The following is a 21,956-nucleotide window of genomic DNA, read 5'->3' as shown; positions in this document are numbered from 1 at the left end:
GCGTTCCGGTTTCAGCTTGAGCGCGCCAGGGTATCCAGAATCGGGCACTCTGGCCGGTTGTCACCGTGGCAACAGTCGGCCAGTTGCGCCAGCGTGTCGTGCATCGCCTGCAAATCCTGAATTTTCTTTTCCAGCTCCTGCAGGTGGCCCTGCACCAGCTGTTTGACTTCGGCGCTGCTGCGCTGGCGGTTCTGCCACAGGGCCAGCAGTTGCCCAACCTGTTCCATGGAAAACCCCAGGCTGCGTGCATGCTGAATAAAGCGCAGGCTGTGCAGCTCGGTCTCGCTGTAATCGCGGTACCCGGAGGTCTTGCGTGCGACCTGGGGCAGCAGGCCGATTTGCTCGTAATGCCGAATCATGCGCGGGCTCAATCCGCTGGCGCGAGCAACGTCACTGATGTTCATGGGGTTTGATCTCCGGTTGCCAGCGTTTCAATAACAGCGCATTGGTTACCACGCTGACACTGCTGGCCGCCATCATGGCGCCTGCCATCATGGGTGTCAGCAGACCAATCGCCGCCAGTGGAATGCCCAGGCTGTTGTAGACGAAGGCCCAGAACAGGTTCTGGCGAATCTTGGCCCAGGTGCGACGTGATACCTGCAAGGCGGCCGGTATCAACTGCAGTTCTCCACGCATCAGGGTAATCCCGGCGCTGTGCATGGCCACATCGGTGCCGGTCGCCATGGCCATGCCGACATCGGCGGCAGCCAGCGCGGGGGCGTCATTGATGCCGTCACCGATCATGGCGACGTGCCGGCCCTGCTCACGCAGCTCATTGACTATTCTGGCCTTGTCTTCCGGCAACACGTGCGCCCGTACCTGATCAATACCCAGTTGCGCAGCAATCGCCTGCGCTGCTGCCTGGCTATCGCCGCTGACCAGCCAGCTTTCAATCCCGCTGGCGCGCAATTGTGCCACTGTTTCGCGCGCACCGGTCTTCAGGGTGTCGGCATAGGCGATCAGCGCCACGACCTCAGCCTGCCCATCGCGTTCGCTGGCCAGCCAGGACAGAGTGTGGCCCTTGGCTTCTTGCCCGCGGGCTGTGTCTTGCCAGGGAGCAAGATCCAGACCTTGCTCCTGCATCAATCGCGCATTGCCCAGCCACAGCCGCTGCCCGTCAAGTGCGCCGCTGGTGCCGCGCCCGGCATGTACCGTGAAATCACTGACTCGCCCAGCGCTGGCACCCTGTTGCTCGGCATACTGACGCAGTGCTTCCGCCAGCGGATGTTCGGCGTCTTGCTGCAAGGCCAGTGCCTGTTGCAGCGCCTGTCCGCTGGCTGCCTCATTCAGGGCAATGAAAGCCTGTACCGCTGGTTTGCCCTCGGTCAGAGTGCCGGTCTTGTCAAAAATCACCGTATCAACGCGGTGGGCCTGCTCCAGTGCTTCCGCGTCGCGAATCAGGATGCCGTTGCGTGCAGCCACCCCGGTACCCACCATGATGGCTGTGGGTGTGGCCAGGCCCAATGCACAGGGGCAGGCAATAACCAGTACGGCGATGGCATGCAGCAGTGCCGTTTGCGGGCCAATCAGCACACTGCCAATCCCCCAGGTGAGCAAGGCGATAACCACCACTACGGGCACGAACACGGCACTGACACGGTCGACCAGCCGTTGAATCGGTGCTTTCGAGGCCTGAGCACTTTCCACCAGACGAACGATTCGGGCCAGCAGCGTGTCCTGACCTACCCCCGTGGTATTGATCAGCAAGACACCATCCTGATTCATTGAGCCTGCGTTGACGACATCACCGGTTTGCCGGCTGACTGGCAAGCTTTCCCCGGTCAGCATGGATTCATCGACATGGCTGCCACCCTCGATGACGTCGCCGTCCACCGGAATGCGCTCGCCCGGACGTACAACAATATGATCGCCGGGCTGAATCTGTGCCAGCGGCAGCATCTCATCACCGGCAGCCGTGCGCCGTCGCGCCTGATCCGGACGCAATGCCGTCAACGCGCGAATCGCTTCCAGGGTTTGCCCTTTGGCACGACTTTCCAGATATTTACCCAGCAGAATAAAGGTGATGATCACCGCCGACGCTTCGTAAAACAGCACCGGCATTTGTCCGCCGGGCGTGGTCAGGAAGTTCCAGGTGCTCAGCGACCAACCAGCGCTGGTGCCCATGGCGACCAGTAAGTCCATATTGCCGCTGCGGTTGCGCAGGGCATGCCAGGCACCGCGGTAGAAACGGGCACCAAAATAGAATTGCACCACGCTGGCCAACAGCAGTTGCAGGATGGCGGGTGGCATCCATTCCGGCCGACCAAGCATGTCCGGGAACATCGCCAGAGCCAGCGGCGTGCTGAGAATGGCTGCCCAGAACAGATGGCGGCGTTCTCTATGAAGATTTTTCTGCTGCTCGTCTTCGCGGGTTGCCTGCGGCTGCTGGCTATCCAGCCACTCACCCGGGTAACCGGCTTTGCGCAAGGCGGCCAGCAGGTTATCCGGATCGGTGCCGGCAACATAGCTGACCCGCGCCTGTTCGCTGGCCAGATTGACTTCTACCGTGACCACGCCGGGAACGCCCAGCAGCGCCGTTTCGCTGCGCCGTACACAGCCTGCGCACGACAGGTTGCTCAGGCTCAACTGCCGGGTTTCCAGCGGTACACCGTAGCCGGCCTGCTGCAAGGCAGCACAGACTTCCGGCAAATGCTGATCATCGGTCAGTTCAATACGTGCCGACTCGCTGGCGAGGTTGACCTCAGCGTTGAGTACTGCGTTGACCTGTTGCAGTGCTTTTTCCACCCGGCCGACGCAACTGCCGCAGTTCATGCCGCTGATGGGAATAGTCAATGTGCTCATGCAGGCCTCCAGGCGTGTCAATGTTGACAGCTTAGAGTCTTACATCATGTCAAGGTCAAGCGGTATCTGCCACTTCAGAGAAATCCCAGGGGCGGCTTGCCCGAGCCGCTACCCAGTTTCAGGCCCACTTTGAGGATAATATCGTTGTCCATCGCTGCGACTACCCAGATGTGACCTTCCCAGGTCAGGCGATCACCAACGACCGGGTGGCGACCAAAGTGGCGATAAAAGAAATCGGCCAGCGTCAGCCCGGCCAGATCATCCGGCACGCTGAAACCGTAGAAGCGGCCGACATCACCCAGGTGGGCATCCCCTTCCAGAATAAAGTCGCCGAAGAAACTGCGGTCTTCCAGGTGACGCGGCTTGTGTGTCTTGCTGAACAGCTTGGACAGGGCGGGCAAGTCCTTGGCCCGACCGATCACGCAGATCACATCATGCAGCGCGAGGCGAGTGCTGCCTTTCGGGTGCAGCAGTTCACTGCCCCGAAACAGGGCTGCAATCCGGGTTTCACCGGGCATGGTCAGTTCACGCAGCTTGCTGCCGACACACCAGTTGGCGTTGTCCAGCTGATAGATCAATACCTCGTAATCGGCATCGATCACGGTATCCAGACTGGTGCGTTGCAAGGGTACAGGCTGGGGCGGAATTTCAACTCGGCACCAGCGCGCTGCCAGGGGGAGTGAAACGCCCTGCAATAGCAGCGATACCAGTACCACCACACAAGCAACGTTGAACAGCAACTGGGCTTGTTCCAGGCCGGCGAGTAGCGGGAATATCGCCAGAATGATGGGCACCGCCCCGCGCAAGCCGACCCAGGCGATAAACGCACGTTCTCGCCAGGCAAACACAAAGGGTGCCAGGCAGATCAGTACCGCAATCGGGCGCGCGACCAGGATCAGGAACAGTGCGATGGCGATGGCGGGTAGTGCACTTTCGATCAGCCCGGAGGGTGTTACCAGCAAACCGAGCATCAGGAACATGCCAATCTGGCTCAACCAGGCCATCCCATCCTGCACGTTGAGAATATTCTGCAGGTTATGGGTACGCCGATTGCCGATCACCAGCCCAGTCAGGTAAATCGCCAGGTAACCGCTGCCGCCAATGCTGTTGGTCGCCGCAAAGACCAGAATGGCCCCACTGGTAATCAGGAGCGGATAGAGCCCGCTGGCCAAGTGAACGCGGTTGACCAGTTCCGCCAGCACATAGCCGCCAAGTAGCCCGCATACGATACCGATACCGAATTGCTGTACCAGCGTTCCCAGAAAGGAAAAACTGAAGCTGGTCTGCCCGGCAGCAAGCATTTCGACCAGGGTTATGGTGAGGAAAATCGCCATTGGATCGTTTGACCCGGATTCGATTTCCAGTGTGGCACCGACCCGCTGCTTCAGGTTCAGCCCCTTGCCGTGCAACAGGGAAAAGACCGCCGCAGCGTCGGTCGAGCCGACAATGGCCCCCAAAAGCAGGGCCTGCAGCCAATGCAGGTCGAGCAGCAACCAGGCGATCAACCCGGTCAAGCCTGCACTGATCACTACCCCGACGCTGGCCATGGAGAGCGCCGGCCAGAGACCGACACGAAAATTCTCTACCCGCGTGCGCATGCCGCCATCAAGCAGGATGATAGCCAATGCCAGACTGCCGATCATGAAAGCGGTATTCGGGTTGTCAAAAACAATACCGCCCGGGCCATCTTCCCCGGCGAGCATACCAATGACCAGAAACACCAGCAGCAGGGGAATCCCCAGCCGCGAGGATAGCGAGCTGGCCAGAATGCTGGCGCTGAGCAACAGGGCGCCGATCATGAATAGAGTGTTGATTGTGTCCATGCATCTCCACACGCTGAGAATAAGCCTTTTCAGTATACCGTTTGCCAGGGCGCTGGCAGGTGCAATTGTGCAAATTCATCAATTGAGCGGGTTGGGGACCCGTCGGCGTCACCTTGAGGGGTGCCTGGGGTATAGTCAGGTCTGAATTGATAACGGGAGGGCGTATGGAGGCGGAATTCTGGCACGAACGCTGGGGCAAAGGTGAGATTGGCTTTCACAAGTCACGCCCGAACCCCTTGCTCAGCCGTTGGTGGCCAGCGCTTGGCTTGCCGGAAGGCGCGACGGTGTGGGTGCCTTTATGCGGCAAAAGTCTGGATATGGCCTGGCTGCGCCAGCGTGGCCATCCGGTTCTGGGGATTGAATTGGCGCGCAGTGCACTGGAAAGCTTCGCAGCTGAGCAGCAATTACAGTTGGGCTGGCGGCAACAGGGTGAATTTGCCATCAGCGAGGGAGAGGGCTACTGCCTGTACTGCGGGGACTTTTTCGGCCTGCAAACCGAGGATGTTGCCAGTGTAAAGGGGATTTACGATCGGGCAGCGCTGATCGCCTTGCCGGAAAAAATGCGCCACCGCTATGTTGCACATATGCGCCATATTCTGCCGCCTGGCTGGCAACTGCTCTTGATTACCCTGGATTACCCGCAGCAGCAACGTCCCGGCCCGCCATTCAGCGTGCCGGATGCCGAAGTGCGCAGTCTGTTTGCTGGCTGCAGGATCGAGTTGCTCGATGAGCAGGATGTGTTGGACGACCATGCAGTGTTTCGTGAGCAGGGAATGACGCAACTTCAGGAACGGGTGTACCGGATCAGTACCTGATCTTTCCGGGCAGGCTCAGTGCCGGGCAGAACTGTTCCAGAAAAAGGTCAGCGCCGCGTAGCGACAGCCGGCGGTTACCGGCAACACCCGGTGCAGCATGGAACAGGAAAACACGATAGCCCCGCCGACTGTAGGCCGGTAGCGGTCGGGGCCGTATTCGGGAAACACCAGTTCGCCACCGGTGAAATCATCGTTTAGATTGATCGTCATGGCGAAACGCCGGTGACTTGTATCTGCACTGATGTTGTCCCGGTGCGCGGCGAAATGCCCCTGTTCACTGGCCTGGTAGGCAACAATCTTGAACCCTTCGAAACGGTCGGCATTGTAATGGAAGTTGCGGCCAATAGCGGGCAGCAGGGTTTGCACCAGGCATTGGTTCAGGTCGGCATTCAGCTCTGGATCGGTCAGCGCATGATCCAGGCGGGTTTTGCAGGCTGGATCAGGTTGCAGTACGCGAGTGCCCGCCTGTAAACGGACCATGCCACTGCTGCTGTGGTCCTGTTGCCAGGCCTTGATCAGGCGTTTGCGCAGCGCTGCAGGAATGACATCGGGCACCAGCAATACCGGGGCCACACGATCAATCAGGCGTGATTCAGGTGGCGGACTCAGCAGAGCACATTGTGCCTCCAGGCTGCCTCGGCCGGGATTGTCTATCCTTCCGATCAGACGCAGTTCATGGTTCAGCAAGAGCGCATGAACCTTGCCACCAGCGCAACCGGTCAAGCGTTGACACAGGGAAGCATTGCCGCGTTCCAGCGGCCAGGGCAGTCCCTCCCATGGGTCATTTTTACTGCGGACCAGTGCCAGTACCGGGTGTTGAGTCGTCAGGTCGTACAAGGGTTGCAGCTCACTGGCAGTATCTGCAACCAACACCAGTAGAGGTTGGCCGCAATAGACTTCATAAAAAAGCGGGCTGGTACCTTTGACCGGGCTGAGCAGGAAGTCCGGCACGGGTTGGCCAATGGCGAGGGGGTAGGGCATCTGTAAACCTGTCAGCTGGAAATAGCATCTTTACTATGCCAAGACTTTGTTGCGCCTGCGTGTCAGTGGCCGGTAACTTTTCTTTCAATGCCTGCGAATGCTCTGGAATAGGTGATAACGAGATGATTGCGCGCCCATTCCTGTCGCAAAAAGTGCGCAAAATCTTCATCGTTTTATTCTGGATTCGTCATCTTGTCTTTTCATCATAGCGAAGTGATTACAACCACTCCTATGAGGAAATACCGATGTCAGTTGATAGCAAACAGGTTACTTTGCTTGATCATGGTGATGGCGATGAGCCGCAGATCAATATGGCACCCAATCCCACCTTTGCTGCCGTACTACAGGCTCGCCTGGGTCGTCGTGAACTGGTCAAGGGGTCCATGGGGGCTGCCGCTCTCGGTTTTCTGGGTACCAGTCTGACCGGCTGCCTGAGCAGTGGCTCCAGTTCAAGTAGTGATCCGGCGCCAGCGCCGGCAGCCCTGATTGGCTTCAATGCTGTTTCGTCCAGTGAAGCGGACGACATCATCGTTCCGGAAGGTTACAGCTATCATGTGCTGGGTGCCTGGGGCGAGCCGATTCTGGGGAGCATGCCGGCTTTTTCGGTCAACAACACCGGCGCTGATCAGGCTCAACAGATTGGTAGTCACCACGATGGTATGCATTTCTTTCCCATCGAGGGGGAGTCGCCGTATGAAGGCAGCTCAGAAGACGGTTTGTTGGTAGTCAATCATGAGTACGTTGAGCCGCGTTTCATGCATCAAGACTCGATTGGGCAACCCCTCAATTCGGGCGCTGTACGTCTTTACGGTGCCGAGAATGATCAGTATCGCCCGACCGATGAAGTGCTGAAAGAAATGAATGCGCATGGCATCAGCGTTTACCGCATCCGCAAACAGATCAACAACGAATGGCAGATCCAGCAGGATTCCCGCAACCGGCGAATTACCGCCTTGACGCCAATGGAAATTCAGGGCCCGGTTCGTGGCTCGGCCTTCGTCCAGACTTTGTACAGCCCCAACGGCACCATGACGCGCGGTACCCTGAACAACTGCGCCCACGGTGTAACGCCATGGAATACCTACATGTTTTCGGAAGAGAACTGGGCGGGTTATTTCGTCAACGGAGGCAGCAATTCGCGCGATACTGCCCAGTATGGTGTCCGTGCTTCCGGTCGCGGACGCTATGGGTGGGAGCTGGCGCAAAGCGGTGAAGATCAGTACATCCGTTTTGATGCCAGCATCAAGGCTGATGATGCGACCGGGGATTACCGCAACGAGCCACACTGTTTTGGCTGGATGGTGGAAGTGGACCCTTTCGATCCCGACAGTGTGCCGAAGAAACGTACCGCGTTAGGCCGGTTTGCCCACGAAGGGGTGGTTTTTGCCCCTGCGGTAGAAGGCCAGCCGGTAGTCTGTTATTCCGGGGATGACGCCCGCTATCAGTACATCTATAAATATGTCAGCCATGATAATTACTTTGCCTCCACAGCCAATGGCAGCTTGCTGGATAACGGTATCCTGTACGTGGCTAAATTCAATGCTGATGGTACTGGGGAATGGTTGCCGCTGGTATACGGCCAGAATGGTCTGACCCCGGCGAATGGCTATACCAGTCAGGCCGATGTGCTGATCAATACCCGAGATGCAGCAACACTGGTCGGTGCCACCCGCATGGATCGTCCTGAATGGGGTGCAGTGGATCCCAACAATGGCGACGTGTATTTCGCGCTGACCAATAATACCTCGCGAACCGAAGCCGAAATTGACGAGGCAAACCCGCGTGCAAGCAACAGTCATGGTCAAATCGTGCGCTGGGCTGAAGCCAATAATGAACAGGCGGCTGTCAGCTTCGAATGGGATTTGTTCCTGCTGGCGGGTGATGGTGGCGAGTCTGGCAATGCCAACTTTATCGGCCGTGACATGAACGGTAATGTGCTGACCGAAGATGCCTACATGAGTTCGCCGGATGGCTTGTGGATCGACAAGGACAGCCGTATCTGGATCCAGACCGATGTTGGTGAAGGAAGCCAGAATCGCAATCAATTCGCGATTATGGGTAATAACTGCATGTTTGCTGCCAATCCGGAAACCGGAGAAATCCGTCGTTTCCTGACGGGCCCGATCGGACAGGAAATTACCGGCTGTATCACCACACCGGACCAGCGCACGCTGTTTATCAACGTGCAGCATCCTGGAGCAACCACAGCAGCGGATGAATGGGCTAACGGCACTGTGCGCAGTACCTGGCCTTTCGGTACCAATCCACCGCGTTCTGCGACAGTCGTCATCTGGAAAGACGACGGCGGTGTTATCGGCACCTGATTGAAACTAGTGCTGAATCTGACCACCACAGTGAGCTGTGGTGGTCTTTTTTTGGGAGCAGCAGGCTATGGGTACCAGCGGAGTAAGTATCGGGTCGCTATTGATGGTGCTGGTGATCGTGATGCTGCTGTTTGGCAGCAGACGATTGCGGACCATAGGCAGCGATCTGGGTGGGGTTGTTCATGGTTTTCGCTCGGCGGTCAGTGACACTGAGCAGCCGGACGCAAGCAACAGGACAAGCAGTGAGAAACAGGTTTCCGTGCTGTTGAAACAACAAAGCCGCTGAAAGCGGCTTTGTTGTTGGTACCATCAAACGATCAAGCGAAGTCTGCTTCGCCTGCCATGACTCTGTAGCTTACGGGCACGCGGTAGCCGGTGCCAGTGCAGTACCGGCAAAGCGGTTGGCGCGCGAGAACTGACAGCCAAAGCTCGAGTCGGCTACTGCAGCCGGGTTCATGATGTCATCGCCGTCTGGAGTAATGCCCTGATCTACCCAGGCAATCAGATCATCAAAGGCCTCGATAATCTCACCACTGGTGAACCCGCAATGATTGGGGTCACGAATGGCCCGTTGTACCAGCAAATCACCATTACCTGCTGCGACTGCACGGTTACGGTAGATCTGTTGCATGCTGAAGGGCACAAACAGATCGCCCAGGCCATGCATGGTCAATACCGGGATATCGAACTCACCATTGATGCGTGGGATGAGCGGTGGCCCATCATTGCGCAACGGGTTCGCGTCGTTATCGGGTATTGATTGGGCAATCACTGAATTGAAACCCTGTTCCGCTGTCGTCAAGCCGGCTTCGTTGGGATTGCCGGGCATGTTCGGACCCGGCTGCGGGCTTTGGAAACGGTAGCGGATGTAGGTGGTGTCGACCACATTGTCGTTAAGAATACCAGTTACCGTACCATCCGTACCGACGAAACCTTGCAGCAGGTCCTGGTAGGCACCGAACGAGAACTGATAAATAGGCCGTGCTCCACCGCTCAGGTTCTGCAGGGTAGCAAACAGCCCCAGGCCTTCTGAAGTCAGGCCATCGGCATTCTTGTTGGCATCGTAGTCGGTCCAGAGTACGTCGCGGGCAACGGCCAGACGGTCTGCCGCATCTTCAGCGCTGATCGGATACTCGTCAGGGCCTACGCCAGCCAGCTGGAACAGGGACAATCCGTAGGCGCCAAAATAGTCGAACAGCGTCGTGTCGCCCATTACGCCGCACATTGGCAGAGCCGCTGAATAGTTCACGTCCAGATCAACTTGCGACAGCGCCTGGATGTTCTCGACTTCAATCGCAGCCCCGGTAACATGGCCGCCCATGGAAAAGCCACTGATCAGGAAGCGATCAGGCTCTGCAGCACCGGTAATGTCACTGAAGGCCAGGGCCAGTTTGTTGGTATCAACCACCCCTGCGCGCACATCATAGAAATTGGCACTGTAGCTGGATGCGGCCCATGCATAACCCTGGGCAATCAGGTGCTCGCGGATGGGTGGGTTGTCAACGGTCAGCTCCGGCCCTTCGCCACGGAAACCGTGAGCCCACATGACCAGGGTGCCGTTCCAGTTCGGCGGAATTTCAACCCGGTAACCAGCACCGTCCAACTCACCGGCAAAGCGCTGGGTCTCTGTACCGCTTATTGGCTCGAAATCATCCACAACACTGTCGGCTACAAAAAAGAAGCCATCATCGATGCGTTCTTGCTGTGGTGTTTGCGGTTCAGGCGTAACGACATCATCGCTGCCGCCGCCTCCGCCCCCGCTGAGACAGCCGGACAGGGCTATGGCGCTGACGCTGAGACCAATCAACGCGGTTTTACGAAGTGAAAACATGGAATTCTCCTGGCTTGCTTTGTTGTTGTTCTTACCTGGCTCACGTTCAGGACATGAAAAAGCCGGCGGGCGATGCTGTGACCGCTCCCGCTAGTAAAGTCCCGATTCAGGCGACTGGCAAGTCTCAAGTCGGGATCTTTGTGGCATTTCGTTGCTGTCGATGTGACGTCATTAGTAGCAATGATGAGACAGTTTACCACAATCACCCGAATAGGTGATTGCGGTTCACATTGAAACAGGAGGGCAAGGTTACTGTGAGCGAGGCTCTGAATTAACCTTTTCAGGGGGGTTGCTGGCTACTGATAAATTCGTGACAATCGGATGAAGGTTTATGACCTGTTTCAGGCGTATAACAATAATTTTGCAAAGAAGTGTGGGCATACTGACAGCCGTTTGCTGACGCCGGCGCGCCTCGCCGCAGTCTTTGCCCTGGAGAACACATGCCGTTGGCTGCCCGGATACCCTTGGATACCTTGCTGCGTTTCGCAACTTTGCTGTTGGCACTGGTCTGTGCACTGCTGTTGGCCCGTCTGACCTGGATAGTACTCGAACCATCCATCATGTTGCCTGCTTACGAGCCGCCGACCGCTGCTTCGGCATCAGCCGGTGAGCGTAATCGTCGCAGCGCCGGCTTTGCCGAATTGGCTCGCCTGTCGGTTTTTGGTCAGGCAGCTCAAAGCGCTGGCGTCGTTACCATTGATGCCCCCGACACCTCCCTCAACTGGGTTCTGAAAGGGGTTTTTGCCGATCCTGATCCAGCGCGCAGCGCCGCTATTCTTACCACTCAGGGTCAGAGTGAGCGCCTCTATCGCGTCGGTGCCGACCTGCCGGGGAATGTACGCCTTGATCAGGTACTGGGTGATCGGGTTCTGCTGGCACGCGACGGTGTTCTGGAAACCCTGAGATTGCAGAAGCGTTCAGAGCAGCGCTCCGGCAGTCGCGCCGGAAGTTCGTCGGCGGCGCCAGAGCGAATGGTGGATATCCCCAGCGAAGATATGGGTGGCATGCCGCGAATCGATCGCGAGGCCTGGACCAGCGATCCGCAGCGTTTTCTCGAGGTGGTCAGTGCCAATCCGGTGATGGTTGACGGTGAAGTGTATGGGCTCGAGGTCAACCCGGCACGCAATGAACGCGAATTTACCGCAGCGGGCCTGGAACCCGGAGATGTCATCATTTCCGTGGAAGGCACGCCGGTAGCCGAAATCAACGATTACCGCGATATTTTGCAAGAGCTGGGCAGTTCCAGCTCGGTTGCGCTCTACCTTGAGCGCAACGGTGAACCCTTAAGCCTAACGATCAGTCTGGATTGAGAAACGATGCCAAAGATGCCCCAGTTTTCCCGCCGTGCCCTGCCTCTGGTATTGAGTCTCGGTCTGCTCAGTGCTGGCCTCAGCTTGCCTGTCAGTGCCATGACTGTAGAAAATCCGGACGAAGAGCTGACACTCAATTTGCGTGATGCCGAAATCAACGGACTGATCGAAATTGTCAGTCAGGAGATTGGTATCAACTTTATTGTCGATCCCCGCGTGCGCGGTCAGGTCAATGTTGTATCCGGTGCGCCGATTCGACGTGGTGATCTCTATGACCTGTTTCTCGGCGTGCTCAAATCCTATGGCTTTGCCGCTGTCGAAGGTGCTGATGGGTCGGTGCGAATTGTGCCGGATATCCAGGCCAAGGAAAATGAAGTCCCCGGCTTGACCGCCGACTCACGTGGCGACGATATGATTACTCATGTCATCAGCGTCAAACATATCAATGCCGGTCAGCTGGTGCGTATTTTGCGCCCTCTGGTGCCGAAAGGCGGGCACCTGGCTGCGGCGGCCGAGTCCAACAGTCTGGTGATTGCCGATACGGCAGCCAATGTTCGCCGTATTCAGAGCCTGATTGAGCGCATTGACCTCGAATCCATGGAGGATTTCGAGCTGGTTAAACTGCAACACGGTTCGGCCGTTGACATGGTTCGCATCATCGAGGGTCTGGATGCTCAACCGGGTGAAGAGTTCAATCAGCGCAGTCGGCTTATCGCCGATGAACGCACCAATACAGTGGTCTTGCGCGGCGACCCGGAAACCCGCCGAGCTCTGCGCAGCATGATAGAACGCCTGGATGTGGAGGGAGAAGGTGGTGCCACGCAGGTGCATTATCTGCGCTACGCCAACGCCGAAGAAGTGGCTGAAGTCCTGCGCGGTATTGCTGAAGGTCGTGATGAGCCCCAATACCAGCAAACGGGCAGCTCATCGGCGGGTGGCTCAACAAGCTCCAGCAGCCGACAGCAAAACCTTATTCGCATTCAGGCGCACGAGAGTACCAATTCGGTCGTCATTTTCGGGCCGGCGGAAATCAGCCGCGAGTTGTCCGGTATTATCCGCCAGCTGGATATTCGCCGTGCCCAGGTATTGGTCGAAGCCGTCATTGCCGAAGTTTCCTATGATCGGGCGCGCGAGCTGGGCGTACAGTGGGGCTTTGGCAATGAACGTACCGGCGTGGGCATCATCAACTTCAATCGCAGTCAGGGCCTGCTTGATCTGGGCGCTGGCATCAACTCTTTCCTCGAAGGCAATATCTCCTCGCCGCCGTCGATTGGCAGTGGTGCGACCCTCGGCGGTATCGGCAGTCTGGGCAGTTCACAGATTGCCCTGCTGGTCAGCGCATTGCAGGGCGACAGTTCGAGCAATATTCTCTCCACTCCCAGCCTGCTGACCCTGGACAACGAAGAAGCGGAAATCGTGGTGGGCCAGAATGTGCCCTTCGTGGTCGGGCGTTCGGTGGAAGACTCCGGCCAGGCATTCGATACCATTCAGCGTGAAGATGTCGGCATCAAGCTGCGCATCCGTCCGCAAATCAATGAAGGCAATGCCGTGCGCCTGGAGATTGCCCAGGAAGTCTCGCAGATTGCTCCCGGTGTAACGGGTGCGGCGGATATCGTTACCAATACCCGCAACCTGAGCACGCACGTCATGGTCGATGATGATCAGTTGATTGTACTCGGCGGTCTGATTGACGATCAGATGGTGGAAACCCGCGATCAGGTGCCCGGGCTGGGGAATATTCCCGGCTTGGGGCGGCTGTTCCGTTATGACACTGCACGGCAGGAAAAACGCAACCTGATGATATTTATCCGCCCGGTCATCGTGCGCGACAGCATGGTCGCGGAAAGCCTGACCCACGGTAAATACAGCTTCATTCGCGACCAGCAGCTCAAGGAGCAGCAGACCAAGCGTGGCCTGGTATCGCGTGATCAGGTGCCGGTGTTGCCGGACTGGAACTATTTGCTGTCCCTGCCAGCCCCTTTTGAAAACGCATTGCAGGGCAAGCCGCCGTCGCAAACCCGCATCCCCGCGCCGCCGGGTTCCTGAGGTGCTGCCATGAGTATCGAGCAGAGCAGCATCAGCGAATTTGCCGAACGCCCGGAACAGCATGCCGAGACGGGTTACCGATTTGCCCGGCGCTTTGGGGTGCTCGCGGGGGACTTGCACAATGACAGCCTGGAAGTGTTTGTGCGGGCGGATTGCGACCCGCAAGCACTGCTGGAGTTGCGTCGCCGTGCCGGTCATCCGCTGCAACCGGTGTTGCTGGATGATGATGCTTTCGCTGCGCGATTGCGTGATCGTTACGAGCGCTCGGCCAACGATGCCATGCAGTTTGTTGAAGGCCTGAGTGATGATGCCGATCTCATGTCGGTGGCCCAGTCGCTGTCCGAGCCGGAAGACCTGCTCGAGTCGCAGGATGAGGCGCCGATCATTCGGCTGATCAATGCCCTGCTGTCCGAGGCGGTGAAGGAAAATGCCTCGGACATACATATCGAACCCTTTGAAAATCGCCTGTCGATTCGTATGCGCGTCGATGGTGTGTTGCGCGAAGTGCTTGAGCCACCGCGCGCGCTGGCACCGGTCATCGTTTCGCGGATCAAGGTCATGGCCAAGCTGGACATCGCTGAAAAGCGCCTGCCCCAGGATGGTCGTATTGGCTTGCGTCTGGTTGGTCGGGCGGTGGATGTGCGGGTCTCTACGCTGCCCTCCGGGCATGGCGAACGCGTGGTGCTGCGCTTGCTCGACAAGCAGGCGGGGCGCCTGGAGTTGCGTCAGCTGGGTATGTGCGAGGAGCACTATGACGCCATGGAACGTGTCATCAGCCGGCCGCATGGCATCGTGCTGGTCACCGGCCCGACTGGTTCGGGCAAGACGACGACCCTGTATTCAGCCTTGATGCGGCTGAATGATCGCAGCCGCAATATTCTTACGGTAGAAGACCCGATCGAGTATTACCTCGACGGCATCGGCCAGACCCAGATCAATACCAAGGTCGACATGACCTTTGCCCGTGGTTTGCGCGCCATTCTGCGTCAGGATCCGGATGTGGTCATGGTCGGCGAGATCCGTGACGTGGATACCGTGCAGATAGCCATTCAGGCCAGTCTGACCGGTCACCTGGTTTTCTCCACGCTGCACACCAATACCGCAGTGGGTGCGATTACCCGTCTGCGTGACATGGGTGTCGAACCTTTTCTGCTGTCTTCCACGCTGAACGGGGTGCTCGCCCAGCGTCTGGTGCGCACCTTGTGCCCGGATTGCCGTGAAGCACACCAGGCCTCGACCCATGAATGCCGCCTGATGGGCGTGGATGAACATCAGCCACCGACGCTGTACCGGGCGGTTGGCTGTGATGCCTGCAACGGCACAGGGTATCGTGGTCGAACCGGGATTTACGAGCTGATCGAAATTGACGATACGCTGCGCACGCTGATTCACGATGGTGCCAGTGAGCAGGTCATGGTCAAGCATGCGCGGTTGGGGCAAATGGGGATTCGTCATGATGGGCTGCGTCGGGTATTGGCTGGGCAGACCACCCTCGAAGAAGTATTACGCGTAACGCGGGAAGACTGAGCATGCCGGCTTTTGAGTACGTCGCTCTGGACGCACGGGGCAAGACCTGCAAAGGGGTTGAAGAGGGAGACTCTTCGCGCCAGGTACGTTCACGACTGCGTGATCAGGGTCTGATGCCGGTGTCGGTCGACCAGGTAGCGGAAAAGGTTTCATGGCTGCGTTTGCCGGTTTTCCAGGCCCGCGTCAAACCCCTGGAACTGGCGTTGGCTACCCGGCAAATGGCAACGCTGGCGCGGGCTGGCATGCCGATCGAGGAAGTCTTGGGCACGGTGGCCCGGCAGAGCGAGTCGCAACGGGTTCGCAATACCTTGTCTGCGGTGCGAACCAGGGTAATGGAAGGGCTGCCGCTGGCGCATGCGTTGAGCGAGTTTCCCTCGGTATTTCCCGCTATCTATCGCACCACCATCGCCTCGGGCGAGCAGGCCGGGCGGCTTGATCTGGTGCTGGAGCGACTGGCCGACAATGTGGAAGCGCAGAATGCCATGCGCCAGAAAATCCTCCTGGCCATGTTCTATCCAGCCACACTGACCCTGGTTGCCATACTGGTTACTGTGGCCTTGCTGACCTATGTGGTGCCCGAGGTGGTGCAAGTCTTTGCCGGCATGAATCAGGAGTTGCCCTGGTTGACCACCGCCCTGATTGCAGTCAGTGACGGTTTGCGAGACTGGGGCTTGCTGCTGCTGGCGATACTGATCGGGGCCGTTTTCGTTGTGCGCTACATGCTCAAGCGCCCGGGTTTCCGTTTTGCCTGGGACCGCACCATGCTGCGCTTGCCGTTGATAGGGCGCCTGACGCGTGGTCTGAACACCGCGCGCTTTGCCCGCACACTGAATATTCTGGCGGGGAGTGGTGTGCCGCTACTGGAGGCGCTCAACATGAGCGCCAGCGTGATCACCAACACACCCATGCGGGAAGCGGTTACGGACGCCGCCCGCCGGGTGCGTGAAGGGGCTGGAGTGGGTCACTCGCTGGAGCGCAGTGGCTATTTCCCGCCGATGACCCTGAGTCTGATCAAGAGCGGGGAAAGCAGCGGTACACTGGACGACATGCTCGAGCGTGCAGCCGAAACCCAGGAGCGTGAGCTGGAATCACGCATTGCCATGGTCATGGGGGTTTTCGAGCCTCTGTTGATCCTGGCCATGGGCGGTATTGTTCTCATCATCGTATTGGCGATTCTGTTGCCAATTTTCGAACTCAACCAACTGGTCAACTGAATATGCTTATGTCTGCACAGAAAACAACAGGGCGTCAGGGTGGTTTTACTCTGATCGAAGTCATGGTCGTGGTCGTTATTCTCGGCATTCTGGCCGCCGTGGTGGTGCCTCGGGTTATGGACCGCCCGGATCAGGCGCGGATTACCAAGGTACAGAATGATCTGCGGGCCATTGAAAGTGCGCTCAACCTTTACCGGTTGGACAACTTCAATTATCCGACCACTGAACAGGGGCTGCGTGCACTGGTAGAAATGCCGACGGGGGGCGATGCCCCGCGTAACTGGCGGCAGGGCGGCTATCTGGATCGTTTGCAGCAGGACCCCTGGGGCAATGACTATCAATATATGCGCCCAGGGCGTGATGGACGCGATTACGACGTGTTCAGCTATGGTGCCGATGGGCGTCCGGGTGGTGAAGGAGCCAATGCCGTCATCGGAAACTGGAACGCGGACCAGACGCGCTGATGCAGCGTTGTGCCCGGCAACCAAGAGCAGTCAGCCACGGCTTTACCATTCTGGAATTGCTTGTGGTGCTGTTGTTGCTGGGCATTATTGTCAGTATGGCGACTCTGGCGATTGGCGATGGTGCCGAACGCCAGATGCGCAGCGAAAGCGAACGACTGGCCGGGCTGTTGCGACTGGTGCGCGACGAGCAAATGATTACCGGCGGCGGTGAGCGTGCTCTGGGGCTGCGACCGGATGGATACAGCCTGCTGGAACTGGTGATCCTGGATAATGCCAGCCGCGAGTGGCAGCCGGTACAGGATCAGCAGCTGCAGCCCCGGGTATTTGAACAGGGTTTGCTGGAAGTGGTGCTGGAACAGGAAGGCCGTCGCCTCCCCTTGTCCCAGACCGGCAGTTGGGAGCCGCATATCCGTCTGGGCAATACCGGCGAGATGACGCCCTCGCAGGTGATTCTGCAAGTGCCGGGGCGCAATTTGCAGCAGGTTATCGACATCAGTCTGGATGGTCAGGTCGAGGTGATCAATGAAGCGCAGCCTTGAGCGTGGATTTACCCTGCTGGAAGTGCTGGTTGCGCTCACCGTACTGGGTGTCGCGCTGGCTGCTCTGGTCAAGAGTGGCGCGGATCATGCGCGCAATAGCGCCTATCTGCAGGAGCGCACCATGGCCCACTGGGCCGGGCAGAATATCCTGGCTGAGTATGAAACCGGCATGCGTCAGGCGTCTCCGGGGGAGCGTAGTGGTCAGGCCGAGATGGGGCCTTACCGTTTCGCCTATCAGCTGGAAATCACTGATTACGCCCCGCAAGCAGCTTTGCCCTTGCCCACCGTACGACGTATAGATGTGCGTCTCTGGCTGGCGGAGCAGGGCGAAGAACAGCAACGCGCCACCGTCAGCGGGTTTGTGTTGCCATGATCAGAGTTACGCGGAATCAGGCGGGCTTTACCCTGCTGGAAATTCTGGTTGCACTGGCCGTATTTGCGGTCATGAGCATCATGGCCCATCAGGGGCTGCGGGCGATACTGGATGCCGACCACATCACGCGGGGGCAATCTCAGCGTCTGGCTGATTTGCAAGTGACACTGAGCGTGCTGGAGCGCGACCTGGCTCAAGTCATCAGCAGCAGTACGCGGGATGAATACGGTGACCGCTTGCCACCGCTGCGTTTGCGTCCCGGCAGTGATGCGGTGCGTCTGGAGTTGGTGCGTTCCGGAGCCGGAGGCAGTGAACGCTTGCGCCGCACTGCCTGGGTGTTGCATGAACGCGGGCTGGAGCGCGAGCTATGGCCAGGGGTGGATGTGGTCGATCCGGAGAGTAAACGCTTGCAGCGATTTGCCGACCTGGTTGACGAAGACGAGCAATTGGGAATCAACAGCAGTTTCTATTTCCTGGTGCGCACTGACAGCGGTATTGAACGCGTGGATTCCTGGCCACCGGCGGATGGCAGCGACAGTGCGCGTTTGCCGCTGGCGATCGAGCTGGTGCTGGATTTACCGCAACTGGGTGAAGTACGGCGGTTGATGGCGGTGGGTTTATGAGGCGCAGGCAGGGTGGGGTCGCTTTGGTGACGGCACTGCTGGTGGTCGCCCTGGCAGCCAGCGCGGCTGCGGCCATGGCGCTGCGCGGGCAGGCGGATATCCGTCGTACCAGTGCAGTATTCGAGCGTGACATGTCGCGCCATATTGCGCTTGGCGCGGAGAAAATGGTGTTGCAACTGCTGGAGCAAGTGGAAGGGCCGGATGATTTGCCGTGGGATACCTGCCGTTCACCGAGCTTGCCCTTTGATGTGGATTCCGTGCGACTGCAGGCCACGCTGGATGACATGCGCTGCCGTTACAACCTCAATGCCCTCGCGGGGGCAGATGAGGCCGAGCAAGGGGATTTTGCTCGACTGGTTGACCGGGTCGGACAAGAAAGCGGGGTAGATATGCCCAGTGGAGCGCTTTTGGCGGTAGCCGTCAGCGACTGGATGGATGCCGAATCTGACGACCCGCGCTATCGCCTGCAGGAGCCAGCCAGGGTGTCGGGTAATCGCAACTTTATACTTGCAGCGGAACTGGCCAATGTGCCGGGGATGAATGAAGAAGCCTGGTTGGCGCTGGCGCCCTATGTGACGGCTTACCCGGGGCGTAGCAGCCCGATTGACCTCGAGCGCAGCAGTGAGCTGATGCAGGAGGTCTTTTCCGGGCGTGGTGTTGGCGGGGAGGGACCCTGGTTTATGCGTTTGCAGATTGTGGCCGAGTTTGCTGATCGGCGTTTTTACCAGTGCACCCTGCTGGATGCACCCAATGGCATCGTGGTTTTGCGCGAACAAACGGCTTGCGAGCCCTGAAAAACGGACAAGATTATGTTGATAGTGTTATTACCGGACAGCCTGCCAGCACCCGCCGAAGCTGATGCTGTGCAGCCAGCCTTGTGCTGGTGGCAGCTTGAGCGTGATGGCAGCCTGCTTGCGCACGGGGTCGACAGCCTGGCGGATTTGCACGCCCGGTTTGCCCAGACCCGCGTCCGTGCGCTGGCGCCGGCCATGGCAGTCAGCCTGTACCGGATCACTATGCCGGCGCGCCGCGGGGCAGCACAACGGGCAGCCTTGCCTTACGCACTGGAAGACCAGTTGAGTGAGGACATTGATGGCCTGCATTTTGTCGCCGGGCCGCGGACGCCCAACGATGAATTGGTCGCCGCCGTAGTCAGCCATGACCTGATGCAGCAGTGGCAGGCATTGTTGCAGCTTCCGGGTTGGCGACTTGAAGCCATAGTCCCGGCGCCGCGGATTTTTTCCCCACTGGCCCCGGAGCAGGGGGTGCGTCTGCAGGAGTGCGTCTGGCCGGACGGTCAGGTGCAGGTTGTGCTGACCGCCGCCGACCAGGAACCGCAATTGATGGAGCCTGAGCTGGTTGGTTTCTGGCTGCAGCGTCGACTGCATGGTGAGCCTGAACTTGCGATCGAGCTGCTTGGTCTGTCGGCTGGGCAATTGGGATTGTCGTCGTCGACCACCATAGACGAATATCCTGCCAAACCACTGGACTGGGCGACCTTGCTGCGTTCGTTACAGGGGAGCAACCCGGCCTGCAATCTGTTGACCGGTGCGTACGCGACCAGCCTGGCGGCGCCACCCTGGCGCAAACTGCGCCCCGTCATGGCTTTGGCCGCGGCCATCGTACTCCTGGTGCTGGCGCAGGTACTGATCGAGTGGCGTGCCCTGGACCAGGAGCGTGACCGCCTGCAAGTACAGATGTTGCAAATCTTCTCCAACAGTTTGCCATCCACACCACCGGTGGACCCGGTGAACCAGTTTCGTGAGGTGCTGAGCGGAGGCGCCGCGGTTTCCGGTGGGCCGAGCATGGGCCCCTTGCTGCATGATGTTTTACAGGTGGTACAAGCCCATGCGGATGCGCAGATTGTGAGCTTGCGAGGCACCCTGACTGCCGTAGAGCTCGAGTTGCAGGTGGCGTCTTTTGCCGAACTGGAAAGCATACGCGCCGCTTTGAGCGAGCAGCCGAATTTGAGAGAGGATCTGCAGGGCGCGGACTCGACCAGCGACGGAGTCAGTGCCCGCTTGCGTGTGCAAAGGAGTGAGTCATGAATGACTGGTGGTCGGGGTTGGTCCCCCGTGAACGCATAATCGTCATAGCCGGCCTGGCTGTATTGGCTGTCATCGTACTCTGGCTTTGGGTATGGGAACCGTTGAGCACCAATCGCAGTGAGCTGCAGGCAGAAGTGAGTCGTTTGTCTACCGATGTCGCCTGGATGCAGCAACAGGCTGATCAGGTCCGCCGTCGGGCCAACATGGAAAGCGGCAAGCCCCAGCGCGACAGCAATGGCTCAGTCTTGACGCTGGTCGAAGTGTCGGCCAATGCAGCGGGTATCCGCCAGCCGCTGGAGCGGGTGCAGCCTGAATCCGGGGGCGCGCGCTTGTGGTTTGACGGTGTTGGTTTTGATGCGCTGGTAGGTTGGTTGGGTGAACTGGAACGTCAACACGGTTTGCAGGTGAGTCAATTGGCGCTAGATGTCGGCAGTGAACCGGGCCAGGTCTCGGCGCGTGTGCTGGTGGAGCCACAGCCATGAAAGGGCCGGGTGTGAAACTGACGCTGGGCCTGGCGTTTGTCCTGTATCTGCTGGCGTTGTTGTGGCAGTTGCCAGCCAGTATCGTCTGGCAGCGAATTGCCCCGGATTTGCCGGCCAATGTCGAACTGGAAGGTCTCAATGGGACCCTCTGGCAGGGGCAGGTTGCCCGGATGACGGTAAACGGCGTGGATCAGGGGGGGCTTAAATGGGATTGGCGACCCATGGGACTGCTGCGCGGTAATATCGCACTGGACCTGCTCTGGCAGCCCCGCAATGGAGAAGTTTCCGCGCATCTGTTGCTGGGCACCAGCCGAATCCAGTTGCAGGATGTTAGCGGTGAGCTGGATGCCGCGAGCATGGCTGAAGTCAATCGCGCACCTTTCATTCTCGCCGGCAGCTGGTTGCTGGATGTCCCTCGGCTTGAGCTGATCGATCTCGACCAGGTGTCTGCAGCCGAAGGTCGCCTGGTCTGGCAGGGGGCGGCAGGTGGTTTGCCGCAGCCCCTTGCGCTGGGTCATTTGAGTGCCACCCTGGGGCAGCGCGATGGCTGGCTGACGCTGGATCTACAGGACCAGGGCGGCCCGCTGGGCTTGCAGGGGGATGCTCGCTGGCGGCCGGGCCAGCCAATGTATCTGGATACCCGTTTGCAGGCCAGAGCGGACGCCGAACCAGGCCTGGCCGGTGGCCTGCAGATGCTTGGCCAACCGAACGCACAGGGCTGGATTCAATGGCAGGCCCAACTGCAGTAAGGAGT

At 58.7% G+C, this 21,956-nt stretch carries 20 protein-coding genes; 15 read left to right on the top strand and 5 right to left on the bottom strand.

Annotated elements, in window-relative coordinates; genetic code table 11:
* Positions 1-11: 11 nt before the first annotated feature.
* The 3 genes from cueR to BLU07_RS10870 all read right to left on the bottom strand — a co-directional run bounded on the left by cueR (position 12) and on the right by BLU07_RS10870 (position 4,625).
* Positions 12-404, bottom strand: a complete 393-nt coding sequence (cueR, locus tag BLU07_RS10880; protein ID WP_092386840.1) for a Cu(I)-responsive transcriptional regulator — start codon at positions 402-404, stop codon at positions 12-14.
* Positions 391-2,802: a heavy metal translocating P-type ATPase gene (locus BLU07_RS10875; protein ID WP_092386839.1), complete on the bottom strand. Its 2,412-nt coding sequence runs from the start codon at positions 2,800-2,802 to the stop codon at positions 391-393. Before BLU07_RS10875 ends, cueR begins: the two co-directional genes overlap by 14 nt.
* 74 nt (positions 2,803-2,876) lie before the next feature.
* A complete protein-coding gene (locus BLU07_RS10870; protein ID WP_092386838.1) occupies positions 2,877-4,625 on the bottom strand; it encodes a potassium/proton antiporter in 1,749 nt (582 codons plus the stop codon).
* Between the two features lie 164 nt (positions 4,626-4,789).
* On the opposite strand from BLU07_RS10870, the gene BLU07_RS10865 reads away from it, so the two are divergent.
* A complete protein-coding gene (locus tag BLU07_RS10865) occupies positions 4,790-5,440 on the top strand; it encodes a thiopurine S-methyltransferase (protein ID WP_092386837.1) in 651 nt (216 codons plus the stop codon).
* 15 nt (positions 5,441-5,455) lie between these two features.
* On the opposite strand, the gene BLU07_RS10860 is transcribed toward BLU07_RS10865, so the two are convergent.
* Complete coding sequence (locus tag BLU07_RS10860; RefSeq protein ID WP_092386836.1) at positions 5,456-6,421, bottom strand: 2OG-Fe(II) oxygenase family protein; 966 nt, start codon at positions 6,419-6,421, stop codon at positions 5,456-5,458.
* Positions 6,422-6,666: 245 nt separating this feature from the next.
* Here BLU07_RS10860 and BLU07_RS10855 point away from each other — a divergent pair, with 245 nt between their 5' ends.
* Positions 6,667-8,745, top strand: a complete 2,079-nt coding sequence (locus BLU07_RS10855; RefSeq protein ID WP_092386835.1) for a PhoX family protein — start codon at positions 6,667-6,669, stop codon at positions 8,743-8,745.
* A 67-nt stretch (positions 8,746-8,812) separates the two neighbouring features.
* Positions 8,813-9,031 carry a twin-arginine translocase TatA/TatE family subunit gene (locus BLU07_RS10850; protein ID WP_092386834.1) on the top strand — a complete coding sequence of 73 codons (219 nt, stop codon included), beginning with the start codon at positions 8,813-8,815 and terminating at the stop codon, positions 9,029-9,031.
* Positions 9,032-9,100: 69 nt separating this feature from the next.
* Here the strand turns inward: BLU07_RS10850 and BLU07_RS10845 are convergent, their stop codons facing one another.
* On the bottom strand, positions 9,101-10,576 hold the full coding sequence (locus BLU07_RS10845) for a hypothetical protein (protein WP_092386833.1): 1,476 nt from the start codon (positions 10,574-10,576) through the stop codon (positions 9,101-9,103).
* Between the two features lie 440 nt (positions 10,577-11,016).
* On the opposite strand from BLU07_RS10845, the gene gspC reads away from it, so the two are divergent.
* Genes gspC through BLU07_RS10785 form a run of 12 tightly spaced genes read left to right on the top strand, consistent with a single transcriptional unit; the run spans position 11,017 to position 21,951 of the window.
* Positions 11,017-11,886 (top strand): type II secretion system protein GspC, encoded by an 870-nt coding sequence (gspC, locus tag BLU07_RS10840; protein ID WP_092386823.1) that lies wholly within the window; start codon positions 11,017-11,019, stop codon positions 11,884-11,886.
* Positions 11,887-11,901: 15 nt separating this feature from the next.
* Positions 11,902-13,932: a type II secretion system secretin GspD gene (gene gspD, locus BLU07_RS10835; RefSeq protein ID WP_092389782.1), complete on the top strand. Its 2,031-nt coding sequence runs from the start codon at positions 11,902-11,904 to the stop codon at positions 13,930-13,932.
* 9 nt (positions 13,933-13,941) lie between these two features.
* Positions 13,942-15,459: a type II secretion system ATPase GspE gene (gene gspE / locus BLU07_RS10830; RefSeq protein WP_092386821.1), complete on the top strand. Its 1,518-nt coding sequence runs from the start codon at positions 13,942-13,944 to the stop codon at positions 15,457-15,459.
* A 2-nt stretch (positions 15,460-15,461) separates the two neighbouring features.
* Positions 15,462-16,673, top strand: a complete 1,212-nt coding sequence (gene gspF, locus BLU07_RS10825; RefSeq protein ID WP_092386819.1) for a type II secretion system inner membrane protein GspF — start codon at positions 15,462-15,464, stop codon at positions 16,671-16,673.
* A gap of 8 nt (positions 16,674-16,681) precedes the next feature.
* Complete coding sequence (gspG, locus tag BLU07_RS10820; RefSeq protein WP_172830112.1) at positions 16,682-17,137, top strand: type II secretion system major pseudopilin GspG; 456 nt, start codon at positions 16,682-16,684, stop codon at positions 17,135-17,137.
* The gene (locus BLU07_RS10815) at positions 17,137-17,676 is read left to right on the top strand and encodes a prepilin-type N-terminal cleavage/methylation domain-containing protein (protein ID WP_092386815.1); all 540 of its coding nucleotides are present in this window, start codon (positions 17,137-17,139) and stop codon (positions 17,674-17,676) included. The genes gspG and BLU07_RS10815 overlap by 1 nt, the downstream gene beginning before the upstream one ends.
* Positions 17,660-18,049 carry a type II secretion system minor pseudopilin GspI gene (gspI, locus tag BLU07_RS10810; RefSeq protein ID WP_092386814.1) on the top strand — a complete coding sequence of 130 codons (390 nt, stop codon included), beginning with the start codon at positions 17,660-17,662 and terminating at the stop codon, positions 18,047-18,049. Before BLU07_RS10815 ends, gspI begins: the two co-directional genes overlap by 17 nt.
* The gene (gene gspJ, locus BLU07_RS10805) at positions 18,046-18,672 is read left to right on the top strand and encodes a type II secretion system minor pseudopilin GspJ (protein WP_092386813.1); all 627 of its coding nucleotides are present in this window, start codon (positions 18,046-18,048) and stop codon (positions 18,670-18,672) included. The genes gspI and gspJ overlap by 4 nt, the downstream gene beginning before the upstream one ends.
* The gene (locus BLU07_RS10800; RefSeq protein WP_092386812.1) at positions 18,669-19,466 is read left to right on the top strand and encodes a type II secretion system protein GspK; all 798 of its coding nucleotides are present in this window, start codon (positions 18,669-18,671) and stop codon (positions 19,464-19,466) included. Before gspJ ends, BLU07_RS10800 begins: the two co-directional genes overlap by 4 nt.
* Before the next feature lie 15 nt (positions 19,467-19,481).
* Positions 19,482-20,720, top strand: a complete 1,239-nt coding sequence (gspL, locus tag BLU07_RS10795) for a type II secretion system protein GspL (RefSeq protein ID WP_092386810.1) — start codon at positions 19,482-19,484, stop codon at positions 20,718-20,720.
* Complete coding sequence (gene gspM / locus BLU07_RS10790; protein WP_092386808.1) at positions 20,717-21,202, top strand: type II secretion system protein GspM; 486 nt, start codon at positions 20,717-20,719, stop codon at positions 21,200-21,202. The genes gspL and gspM overlap by 4 nt, the downstream gene beginning before the upstream one ends.
* Positions 21,199-21,951 carry a type II secretion system protein N gene (locus BLU07_RS10785; RefSeq protein ID WP_092386806.1) on the top strand — a complete coding sequence of 251 codons (753 nt, stop codon included), beginning with the start codon at positions 21,199-21,201 and terminating at the stop codon, positions 21,949-21,951. The genes gspM and BLU07_RS10785 overlap by 4 nt, the downstream gene beginning before the upstream one ends.
* The last annotated feature ends 5 nt before the right edge of the window (positions 21,952-21,956 follow it).

Origin of the sequence: Halopseudomonas salegens (genome assembly GCF_900105655.1) — a bacterium.
Lineage (GTDB): Bacteria > Pseudomonadota > Gammaproteobacteria > Pseudomonadales > Pseudomonadaceae > Halopseudomonas > Halopseudomonas salegens.
This window is presented reverse-complemented; position numbering and strand designations above follow the sequence as displayed.